The organism is Westiellopsis prolifica IICB1, from assembly GCF_004323185.1.
Taxonomy (GTDB): domain Bacteria; phylum Cyanobacteriota; class Cyanobacteriia; order Cyanobacteriales; family Nostocaceae; genus Pelatocladus; species Pelatocladus prolificus_A.
Map to the genome: position 1 here is coordinate 341,659 of NZ_NAPS01000003.1, position 12,406 is coordinate 354,064.

The following is a 12,406-nucleotide window of genomic DNA, read 5'->3' on the forward strand; positions in this document are numbered from 1 at the left end:
GGTGGCGTGTTTTTATACAGGATTTTGGCGATGGCTTTTACGTGTGCATCTAATTCTTTTTTCTCTTCTGGGGTCATTGGCCTTTCTWCTAGGGATGGAACACAAGTCATTGTCTCTTGAAGGGGTGCTGATGTACAGTCCCCCCTTTTATTCGCGAGAAACAATCGCGAATATTTTCCCCTTCTCCCCATCTCTTTGCAAAATTGGGATGCTCCCAATTTGGTTTGAAGAAAATCCCAAGGCATCTGACACTAAACTGGAAGAAAATATTCTAAATTTAGTCACAGCAAGAACTTTACTTTTATTAGATAGAGGGTTTTATCACTTTAACTTTTGGCATCAATTAATTGAGAAAAAAGTTGATTTTATTACGAGAATAAAAAAAGGAGCAGTAATCAAGGTAGAACAGGTATTTACAGATAGCTATGGACTTAGGGATAGAAAGATATGTCTGGGTTCTGGCACAAAAAAGACTCCATTCATCACTTTACGTTTGATTGAAGTGCGGTCAGGAAAAACATGGCATTCTTATTTAACTAGTGTCCTAGAACCTCAGATTTTACCTCCTTATGTGGTAGCAGATTTATATCGGCAAAGATGGCGCATTGAAGATGCTTTTAATACAGTAAAAAGACTCTTGGGGTTAAGTTATTTATGGACGGGTTCAATTAATGGAATTAAGTTACAGATTTGGGCAACTTGGCTATTTTATGCGGTTGCGCGTAGATTTAGGTGATGCTGTAGCCGATGAACTTTCTCTCCCTTTTGACGATATTTCATTAGAAATGATTTATCGCGGTCTTTATCATTTTACAATGGCTGCTCAAAAAGGTCAGTCCACAGACCCTGTTGAGTATTTTGCTGACCCTCAAAATCGAGATTTAGGTATTATCAAACAGAAGCGAAAACCAAACGTTAAGTTAATTGTCGCTCCTTTCCCTGATCTCCAACGAGGGTCTGACCAGTTTTTTTTCAACAATTCTCTCAAAGCCTCTTGACAAAAGACTTACAGCCTTAACTTGTCACCAATGAAATGGATCTGATTGTGATCACAGCGACTCAAAACCTTCCCAGGCAAGCCTTTTTAGTACAAATACACGGGGTAACTTCAGGTTAGTGAAACATTTACCAGTTTCACATAGCTGCTTGCGAAGGCTGTTTTTCTGCAACAATTGCCCCCAAAACTTTCAGATCCGCAATAGTCGCCATAGTTAAATCTATAACTCCCATAATGTTCATCCGCTCATAGGGTTTCTCTGCTTTCAAAATTTTTAAGCATTTACCTGTTGTAATATCCCACAGTCTAATTGTCTCATCTTCACCGCTGCTTGCCAAAGTTTGATTATCCGGACAAAAGGTAACTGACCTGATCCAACCCCCTTCATGTCCTTCCAAGACTTTGAAGCATTTACCAGTCCTAACATCCCACAATCGAACTGTATGATCTTGACAACTACTCGCTAGTATTTGGTTGTCTGGACTAAAGGCAACTGAGAGTAACCACCCCGTATCTACCTGCAAAAGTCTAAGACATTCACCAGTGCTGATACTCCATAACCTTAACGTTCTATCTGTACTGCTACTCGCTAACAGATCACCATCTGGACTAAAAGCAATTGACCAAACCCAATTCGTATGCCCCTCTAGGGTCTTAAGGCACTCACCAGTGTTGACATCCCACAACCTGATTGTTTCTTCCAATGCGCTACTTGCTAGCATCATCCCTTTAGAACTAAAGGCAACTGACCAAACCTGATTTCTATGTCCTTGGCAAGTTCTCAAAGCTTTACCCGTGTTGACATCCCATAACCTAATAGTTCGATCTTCACTACCACTTGCTAGAATCTGACCGTCAGGACTAAAGGCAACTGACCGAATCGCAGCACGATGTCCTTGGAAAGTTTGCAAGGCTTGGCCCGTACTGACATCCCACAACTTCACTGTTCGATCTTCACTGCCACTTGCTAAGGTGTGACCATTAGGACTAAAGGCTACTGACTGGATCGCAGCACAATGTCCTTGGAACGTTTTCAGACATTGACCTGTGCCGACATACCACAATCTCACTGAAGAATCGTGACTGCCACTTGCCAATGTCTGCCCATCCAGACTGAAGGCGACTGAAAGCGCCTGATGAGTATACCCCTGGAGAGTTTTGAGGCATTCACCAGTGCTAACACTCCACAGTCGTACCGTCTGATCGTAACTGCCACTAGCCACTAGATCCCCTCGCGGACTAAAGACAACCGAATATACCCAACTGAAATGTCCATAGAATATTTTGAGACATTCACCAGTGCTAATGCTCCATAGCCTCACTGTCTGGTCAAAACTGCCACTGGCTAAAATATCACCTTGTGGATTGAAGGTAATTGAGTATACTTCACTGCAATGTCCTTGCAAAGTTTTAAAGCATTCACCAGTACTGACATTCCATAACTTTATTGTCTGGTCTTCACTGCCACTCGCCAGCATTTGACCGTCAGGACTGACGGTAATTGCCCGTATCCCATCATGGTGTCCACGTAAAATTTTGAGGCACTCACCACTACTGACATCCCAAACCCCGACTGTATGGTCATCACTGCCACTAAAAAGCGTTTGCCCATCTGCACTAAAAGCAACTGAACATACCCAGCTTGTGTGTTTTTGAAACGTTTTGAAACATTGACCAGTACAAACACTCCATAACTTTATTGTCTGGTCATCACTGCTACTTGCTAGCATTTGTCCGTCAGGACTAAAAGTAACTGACCAAACCTCATCATTATGTCCTTGCAAGTCTTGCAGACATTGACCTGTACTGATATGCCATAGCTTCAGAGTACAGTCAATACTCCCGCTAGCAAGAGTTTCCCGATCAGGACTAAAGGCTACTGATGTTACCCAATTACTATGACCTTTAAAGACGAGGACTTGTTTCCAATCCGAAACTTGGTACAAGCGAATCTCACCATTCGTATCACCCAAAGCCAAAAGTTTACCATCAGGGCTAAAGGCTACCGATATCACACCACCGAAGGTTTCAGCAAAAACAGACTTAGCTAAATTAGCATTTTGGAAATTCACATCGTGTAATTTCACATTCCGCAAATCCGCTTGCCAAACACTCAAATTAGAAAAATCATAGCCGGTTAAATCTACTTGTAGTTGACGAAGCAAATTGAGAATATTCCCAGCCGTATATGCTGGTTCTAGTGGAGATTCTTTTCGCTGTCTTTCTATAATTTGAGTTAATTGATTTATGAGGTTTTTTTCACTTCTAAAAACTGTGGTCAGGGCGTTAATTAGTGGTTTGACAATCAGGCGAATTTGACTTTCCATGACGTAGTCTTTCGCTGTCGCCTTCATTAAAGCATGGCATCTGAAAAGATCGATATTCCCAGTTTCTATTTCTTCACAAACCTGATCTATCAATCGATTAGTTACATACTCCATAACTACAGGTTGTAGCGTAAATAGAGGTGTACTTTTTTCAGCAATTGTAGGTATGGCTTTTTCGATGAGAGATCGTCGTGCTAAAGATTCGAGTGCTTCTAGTAATTTTTTTGACGGGATTGACGAAACAATATCTGCTTGCAATTCTGAGCGCGAAACTGGCTCACGATTAATTGCCAGCCAATACATGATATCTATTTCTAAATTTGATAAACGCTCAAATTGCTGCTCTAAAAGATCGTTAATGTCACCAAAAACGGCTGCTTCTTGTTGCAAAAATTCTGTAACATTACCATCAAATAAATCTTTAATAGATGTAGCTACTACTTTCAAAGCTAAAACATTACCTGCATAACGTTCGATGAGTTTTTTGAATTCTAACTCAGAAGCAGATATTCCTTTGACTTTAAAAATTTCTTCGCCATCTACCGATTGTAAACCTCTGACTACGAATGAGCGGACTGGTAATGCTTCTCCTTCTAATGAGACGATATCTTTAGGTTTCTCTCTACTTGTCACCATCAAGCAGCTTTGATGAGCTGTTTCTCCCACCCGTTTAAGCAGCTCCCCATACCCCTCGTATCCTTCTCGATAAATTCCAGCTCGACGACCACTGCACAAAACCGACTCCATATTATCTAGTATCAGCAAACAGCGCTGCTGACGTAGATAATCAATCAACCGCGATATTTTGTCGCCTACAGTTTCTGGTAAATAGGCTTCCGTTTCTTGACCGTCGGATAAAAACCCGATCAAGTTAGCCAGAATAGCGTTTGTAGGTGGAGCTTCTCGGAGCGATCGCCAAATGATATACTCGAAGTGATCTTTAATCTTTTCTGCAAATTTTACAGATAAGGCAGTTTTACCAATGCCTCCCATTCCCAATACTGCCACTAATCGACAGTTTTCTTCAAGTACTAATTGCTCTAAGGTAGCAATTTCTTCTGTACGTCCATAGAAAGCTGATACACAAACTGCTTCTCCCCAATCTTGGCGCTGGGATGGATCTGAATTTGTATAGCAAGTTTTATCAAGTTCTATGTTGAAAGCCTGGAAAAAAAGCTCAAGTGTTCGTTTATCAACCCCTCCTTCTCGACCTAGAACTTTGGAAATTGTAGCAGTGTTTATTCCAATCCGTTCACTTAAGTCTTCAAGGGTGTACCTATTTCCGAAATTATCGTTTGACTCAGACGCAAGCTTGGCACATTGGAGCTTTTGTAATCCCTCTGGAGTCAGGATAAGACCGCGTTTACGTTTCTGCTTTGGTTGTTTGATCACAATTACCTACTTTTTAGATGTAATTTTCACTACTGCAAATATCATAAGTAAAACTTATAATCCTTAGTTTTCAATACATCTAAGGAGTAATTCTAAAATCTCAAAAGTTAGTTTGTATTTGAAGCAACACCAAATAGGACACAAGTAAGTCAGCAACAATTGTAGAGACATGCCATGGCACGTCTGGTACTATCACCAGAGAACTCTGAGTATTTTCCTATATATAAATGAATTTGCTATGCTTTTTAATTAAGTATCAATATTTTGCAAAATATTATGGTATCATTGTAACATAAAAAGTCTCTAGTCACCGAGGTACTCGATTTTGTTGTAAAAGAAGCTTAATAATTTTGTATCGATTTTACCAAGTTAAGAGGAAAAACACTGTATACTCATTCAATAAGTGTAGCAAAAATAGCTATATTAATCATTTTAATTCCGCAATATTATCTATTTATCTGATGCAAAAATAATGGTATAAGTAATTATTGGGAGAGTAGAAAATACAATCATTGATAGATTCAAAATCAACAAAGTAATAAAACAGTACTGTGTAGTTGGCAAACATATTTGTAAATCGTGATTTATTAATGATAACTATGTTTATGACTGCATGAATCATAAAAATATAGATAAGTTATGATGTTAACAAGAATTGTGCAGTTGTGTCAGCTAAATATAATTTAGCTCACGGACTTGACCCAATTTTAAAGAGTTAGTTACTGAATTTGTAATGTAACTAATGTAACTCAAAGTCAATCTTTAATGCTCCCAGACCAAGTTTCTGGGGATTATTTATAGAGTATTGTGTTTAATCCAAAAATTGGTGAGTGCTGCGTTTTTTAGAAGTAACGCAAAGGTTGAATATTTTATTACTAAGACGGGCTTATGAAGACAACACAATTAGCGCAGCTTCTCTAAAAGAAAATCTTTAACTTAGAAATAGTGTTTTCTAACTCGATGTCGGCAAAATTATTGAGACAATATTACTTATTGATCAAAAATAAAATGCTTATGATATTAAACATTTATGCTTTTCCAAAAATCATTTAAATTCTACATCTAGATTGTTGTAAGACTGTCTCTACCCATTCCTGGATGAGTGCATACAAAACAAAGCGTATTTTGAGCCGTTTGTGTGTGCAAAGAATCTTAAACCTAAGCTTTAGGGATTTCGGAATATATCCCTTAACATCCTCTGATTCTTCGTCAAGCAAATCATCATAAAATTCAGGAACAGGCGCACCTGCTTGTATCCATTGTCTGATCAAATCTTCCAGTACGGTACTCATTTGTAATTCTTTTTGTACGCAAAGAACTTTAAACTGAAGCTTGAGAGTTTTTGGAATGGCTCCTTTAACAACAGAAAGTTCCTTATTATTTTTATTATTCACAACTTCACAGACTTTCTTTTAAAAAGTTGATATATACACAAGCAAAGCAGCGTAGAATGCAAGTCTGACAAAACAGGAGAGCTTTTAAATGCTTATTGTACGTATTTACAACGGTAACTGATAAGCATTTACAACTAATTTACAACATCAAAGCCCTTGTCGTAATGGAATGACAAGAGGGCTAAAATAAAAATACTGCTTATCCAATTGCTATTGATAATCTTGAAAAAGAATAATTGTTACCTAAGGAATATAAATTGCGGCATATTCGATATTAACGCCAGCGCCAAAATAGAACTAACACGGCTCCGGTTAAAATTAGCATTAATCCGGCAGCTAAACCATAGGTTGCACCAAGACCTACGAAATAACTGAGAGGTTGACTCAGCAGAGGTGACAAAAATTGTCCTAAAAAGAAAAACGTAGTAATACCACTGAGAACTCTGCCTCGAAAAGCGTCAGGAGTTACAGAAGTTAGGCAAAGATTCATATTAGGCATGAGTAGCCCTAATCCTAGACCCGCGATCGCTAACCCTATCAGTACTACAGTATAGTTAATCGCCCAGCTAATCAATGCATAACCAAGGGCAATATTAGCAAAAGCAATACCGTAGATAGCATTAAACCCTAAACGAGCCTTGAATTGGCGATACATGATAGAGCTAATTGCTGAAAATAAAGTTGATACAGCGATCGCCAAACCACTTTGGGAAGGGCTTGCATTAACAATTTGCTTCAAATAAAACGGTAACTGGGTGGGAATGAGGTAGAAGACTATCTGTGTGATTAAAGCAATACCGTAGGTAAGCACCACAAGATTCATGGGAAATTGCTGTGGTGTGTTGGTAGCATTGGTTGCTGCTTTGGAATCGTTCCGTTCTGGTTCTGGTATAAAAACGGCTGTGAAAGGTATAAAAACTAGCGCCATCAAGTAAATCAAAAATGGCGATCGCCAATTTTCATCAGCTAGAAAGCCACCCACAGATAGGAATAAAACTCCTCCCAAACCCATGAATCCTGCTTGTAAACCCAGGAATTGTGCTCGTGCAGGTCCACTGTAATAGTCAGCAATTAAAGTGGTTGCTGTTGTCATAATTCCGGCAACACTAATACCCAAGAAGGCTCGACCGATCAAAATTGATTCCAGGTTACTAAGCAAAAATCCTGAACTCCCTGCAATTCCGTAAAGAACTAATGCAAATAGAAGTAAAGGTTTACGTCCTAGTCGGTCAATTGCAATCCCAACAAAAGGAGCACCCAGAGCAATAAACAAAGCTGGAAGAGTCAGTGCCAATCTGACTAAGTAGTCTGCATTGGGAACTGCTGTAAAGTATTCCCGCATTGCTGGTAGAGACGGAGCAATCGTTGCTCCCGCCATCACGGTAAGCGTACTAATCAATAGTAGAGTGAGCTTTACAGGTAACAAGTTTGTTTGTTCCTGAATTGTTTTTGTCAGTCTCACCATATCTGAAGTCCTGATGGATGATATAGGTTTATAGAGTATGATATAGTTCGAGAGTTTTGACCAGTAAAGTTATTCAAGTTAAGAGATAACTTACTGACATTTTTAGCAACTTATAAGTAAGCCGTCAGGGATAAGTGTGGCTAAAAGCCTTGCTAATGACCAAATTTTAGATTTTAAATTTTAGAAAATGGAATTGAAGATTCAAAATCTAAAATCCAAAATCTAAAATCCAAAATCTAAAATCCATAGACGCGTAAGCGGCTTCTTGTAGAGTAATCCAAAATTCAAAATTGTGTGACCAATGACGACCCCGACTTGTACCAAACGCAAAATTTAGCCTCTGGTACATTTGTGTGGACTTACTTATCTGCGCCATATTCTGCGTGCTGCTGAATGAGTTTGGCTACTAAGCCCGTCCAGCCGGTTTGATGGCTAGCACCAATTCCAGCACCGTTATCGCCATGAAAATACTCATTAAAAAGAATCAGACTGCGCCAATGAGAATTTGTTTGGAATATTTCTGTACCACCATAAACAGGTCGGCGACCAGATGGTTCTGGTAAGAAAATCTGAATTAGCCTTTGAGATAACTCAGCTGCTACTTGCCATAACGTCATCATTTGACCAGAACCAGTTGGACACTCGACTTTGAAATCGTCGCCCAAGTAATGGTGGAACTTTTGCAGAGACTCAATTATCAGATAATTTATAGGGAACCAAATTGGTCCACGCCAGTTAGAATTGCCACCAAATAAACTCGTGCTAGACTCAGCAGGCTCGTAATCCACCCGGTACTCTTGACCATCTATTGCAAGGATGTAAGGATGAGATGCATGAAATTTAGAAACAGCGCGGATACCATAGAGACTTAAGAATTCCGTCTCATCCAACATTTTCTCCAGTATACGGCGGAGTTTATCTTGATAAGCGATCGCTAGCAGTCTTCTAGCACCAACACCAGGTGTCTGCATACAAGCAACATTTCGGCTCAAATCAGGACGATTGCGAATAAACCATTCCATCCGTCGTTTAAAGCCTGGAAACATCTGCAAATCTTCTGGTTCCAAGGTAGTAACAGCAAAAAGTGGAGATAACCCTACTACTGAGCGTACTTTCATGCGACAATGATGACCGTTGGGTAAATGCAGCGCATCGTAGTAAAAGCCATCAGCCTCATCCCACAAAGCGATTTCTTCTTTGCCAATGCCGTCGATAGCATCAGCAATATATAGGAAATGTTCAAAAAACTTGCTGGCGATATCTTCATAGATTGAATTATCTTTTGCTAATTCTAGAGCGATCGTCAGCATATTCAGACAATACATCCCCATCCAACTGGTGCCATCTGCCTGATTAATGTGTCCGCCTGTCGGAAGTTCAGCACTTCTGTCAAAAACACCGATATTGTCTAATCCCAAGAAGCCGCCCTGAAAAACATTCTTTCCTTCTACATCCTTTCTATTTACCCACCAAGTAAAATTGAGCAGCAACTTCTGAAACACACGCTCCAAAAATTCTTTATCAGTGCGACCATATATTTTTCTCTCTATTTGATAAATACGCATAGCAGCCCAAGCGTGAACAGGTGGGTTGACATCGCCAAAAGCCCATTCATACGCTGGAATTTGACCATTAGGATGCATGTACCATTCCCGCGTCAGTATATCCAATTGGTACTTGGCAAAATCTGGGTCAATCATTGCAAATGGAAGCAAATGAAATGCCAAATCCCAAGCTGCAAACCAGGGATATTCCCATTTGTCCGGCATAGAGAGAATATCATCGTTAAATAGATGAATCCACTCATGGTTTCTGCCACGTTTGCGTTCTAGTGGTGGTAACGGATTTTCTGGATCGCCCTTAAGCCATTCCTCAACTACGTAGTAATAAAACTGCTTGCTCCATAACATACCAGCAAATGCTTGCCGTTGCACGCTCCGCATATCTTCAGATAATTGGAAGGGACAGATGCGGTGATAAAATTCATCTGCTTGTGAGATCCGATTTTGAAAAATTTCCTCAAACTCATTACCGAACGGTTCTACACCTTCTTCTTCATAAGGACGCGATGGAGAAATGTCGCTCAACCGCAATCGCACTGTTTTGGTTTCGCCTGCACCGATTGACAATTTGTAATAAGCTGAGGTTTTAGTACCGATCAGATTGGGATTGACGGCTTCTTTTTGACCATGTATTACATAGTCGTTAATTCCATCTTTGACGTAGGGAGAAGCATTACTTACGCCAAATAATCTTTCATGATTAGTTTCATTTTCTGTGAAAAGCAATTGGGTTGTACCCTCACAGTACAGCCATCTGTCTCCTAGCGTTTGATGGGAAGCTTCTATAATGCTTAGGTCATTGTCAGATTTGAAAACTTTTAAGAAAGGCTTTGCTAGCTTGTCTTTATTGGGCTTCCAAGACCAGGTGTTGCGAAACCAGAGAGTTGGCAAAAAATCCAGTATTTTTGCTTCTGGTCCTCTATTAGTGATACTAACTTTAATTAAAATATCTTCAGGTGAATTTTTTGCGTACTCTACAATTATATCAAAGTAGCGATCATCAGCAAACACACCTGTGTCAAGCAATTCAAATTCTGGTTCATTGCGACTTCTGTTACGATTTTCTTTAATTAATTGGCTATAGGGAAAAGCAGCTTGGGGATATTTGTAAAGACATTTCATGTAGGAGTGCGTGGGAGTATTGTCTAGATAGAAGTAGTATTCTTTGACATCTTCCCCATGATTGCCTTCTGTTCCAGTCAAACCAAACATTCTCTCTTTAAGAATAGTATCTTCACCATTCCAAAGAGCGATCGCAAAACAAAGTCGTTGATGATTATCCGAAATTCCAGCAATCCCATCTTCTCCCCATCGATAAGCACGGGAGCGAGCTTGATCATGGGTGAAGTAGTCCCAAGCTTCTCCAGTCGCACTGTAATCTTCTCTGACTGTTCCCCACTGACGTTCACTTAAATAAGGACCCCACCGCTTCCAGTATGCTGTGCGATCGCGTTGGGCTGCTAATCTTGCTTCTTCTTGAGTCATTCGATTTTAGATTTTAGATTTTAGATTTTGGAATTGACTACACTCAAGTAAGTCGTCAGGAATAAACATAACTATGTGACAAAAAGTAAACATGCCTAAAAAACTTAGCAATGACAAATGACCATTTTCACCAGTAGAGACATGCGATAGCACGTCTCTACATTTGTGCCGACTTACTTAGATCATCTGGGAGGTTTATTTGTAGCAACTTACTTAATTTCTTATTTTACCTACTTCTGCACTAAAGAGAATGAAAACTGATTACTGCTCCTGATAATTCCAAAGCAGTCCACCATCTACAAAGAAAGTTGCACCTGTCACATAATCAGCATCATTAGAAGCTAGAAAAGCGACTACAGAAGCCACATCTTGTGGCTGACCTAAGCGACCCAAGGGGATGTTCTTGAGTACGGCATTCAACTTCTGTGGGTCATTTAAAAGCTTAGTATTAATTGGGGTTTCAATAGCTCCTGGTGCAACAGAGTTGATCGTGATTCCCAAAGGCCCCAACTCAATTGCTAGGTTACGCGTCATCATTTTGACGCCACCTTTGCTAGCACAATAAGAAGTAAAATGTGGGAACGGGAGTTCTTCATGCACTGAACTGATGTTAATAATTTTTCCAGTCCGTTTAGTCTCAATCAAGTGCTGGACAAAGGCTTGAGTTGCAAAAAATACACCTTTGAGGTTGACATCAAGCACTGCATCATAATCTGCTTCTGATACTGACCAAAAATCAGCGTTCTTTTCAATACCAGCGTTATTAACTAAAATATCTAGCTTACCGAAGTGTTGGATACCCGACTTAATCAAGTCATGGATTTCGCTAACTACACCTAAATCTGCCTTAATAATCAAGCCAGAGCTTCCTGTGGCTTGTACTTTGGTTAAGGTTTCCTCAGCACCTTCGCGATGGCTGCGGTAGTCAATCACGATATTTGCGCCTTCTTCAGCAAGACGCACTGCAATAGCTTGACCAATTCCTTGGCTGCTACCAGTTACCAAAGCTACTTTACCTTCAAGCTTCATCTCTATTTTCCTTTTAAAACAAGGTGATGTCTGTTTAGACACTCAGCAAAAGAAGGTTATGTAAATCTATAACCTTCTTTTTGCTTTTAACGCTTTACATTGTTGATTGCAGTCACATCTTATTGCATTGTTCTCAATTTAAACTGAAACTGGAATTGGCTTGGCAAACAAATCCTGACCTTTCAGAACAGAAGCGATTCTAGATACATTTGCTCCGTGGTATCTTGCTACTTCGAGTCTCTCTTCAGTTACACCTGTTTGCTCCATCTTCTCACCAGCGGATCGTCCATAAGGTCCCCACTGTAGTCCTGCTAAATGGTAGCCTGGGGTATTTTTCGGAAGAGGTACTATAACCATCCCCATCTGAACAAGGTTATTTAGCAGAGCCAACATGGTAAGTTCACAGCCACCTCCAGCATTTCCATAGCCTCCGCCGGTAGCAAATATTGCTCCAACTTTGCCAATCATGCTATCTTTCATCCAAACTCGACCGCACACTGTATCAATAAACTTTTTCACCCGCCAATCTGGACTTCCCATGTGAACAGGTGTTCCCACAATAAGTGCGTCACTGGCGGTTAAATCATTTGTTGTGACTTCTTCTGCTAATTTGATTGAGACTTGAGTTCCGGGAACTGACATGGCACCTGAAGCGATCGCTTCAGCCATCTTCTTTGTATTGCCGTAATCTGTTGCATATACTACTAATACATTAGTCATTTTTTTTCTCCTTAGTTTTGTTTAGAAGTGAAAAA

At 39.9% G+C, this 12,406-nt stretch carries 6 protein-coding genes and 1 pseudogene; 1 reads left to right on the forward strand and 6 read right to left on the reverse strand.

Going from position 1 to position 12,406, the window contains the following annotated elements; translation table 11 throughout:
- Positions 1-211: 211 nt before the first annotated feature.
- Positions 212-998: pseudogene (locus tag B4U84_RS26780) on the forward strand (transposase); the annotation flags it as partial.
- A gap of 136 nt (positions 999-1,134) precedes the next feature.
- Here the strand turns inward: B4U84_RS26780 and B4U84_RS26785 are convergent.
- From B4U84_RS26785 to B4U84_RS26810, 6 genes are all read right to left on the reverse strand, one after another.
- Complete coding sequence (locus B4U84_RS26785) at positions 1,135-4,716, reverse strand: WD40 domain-containing protein (RefSeq protein WP_510650815.1); 3,582 nt, start codon at positions 4,714-4,716, stop codon at positions 1,135-1,137.
- Between the two features lie 1,049 nt (positions 4,717-5,765).
- Complete coding sequence (locus B4U84_RS26790; protein WP_017308693.1) at positions 5,766-6,110, reverse strand: hypothetical protein; 345 nt, start codon at positions 6,108-6,110, stop codon at positions 5,766-5,768.
- Between the two features lie 274 nt (positions 6,111-6,384).
- On the reverse strand, positions 6,385-7,575 hold the full coding sequence (locus B4U84_RS26795) for an MFS transporter (protein ID WP_131121207.1): 1,191 nt from the start codon (positions 7,573-7,575) through the stop codon (positions 6,385-6,387).
- Positions 7,576-7,934: 359 nt separating this feature from the next.
- Positions 7,935-10,622 carry an MGH1-like glycoside hydrolase domain-containing protein gene (locus tag B4U84_RS26800; protein ID WP_131121208.1) on the reverse strand — a complete coding sequence of 896 codons (2,688 nt, stop codon included), beginning with the start codon at positions 10,620-10,622 and terminating at the stop codon, positions 7,935-7,937.
- 261 nt (positions 10,623-10,883) lie between these two features.
- Positions 10,884-11,651, reverse strand: a complete 768-nt coding sequence (locus B4U84_RS26805) for a glucose 1-dehydrogenase (RefSeq protein WP_044450362.1) — start codon at positions 11,649-11,651, stop codon at positions 10,884-10,886.
- Positions 11,652-11,789: 138 nt separating this feature from the next.
- Positions 11,790-12,371, reverse strand: a complete 582-nt coding sequence (locus B4U84_RS26810; protein WP_017308689.1) for a flavodoxin domain-containing protein — start codon at positions 12,369-12,371, stop codon at positions 11,790-11,792.
- Positions 12,372-12,406: the final 35 nt, after the last annotated feature.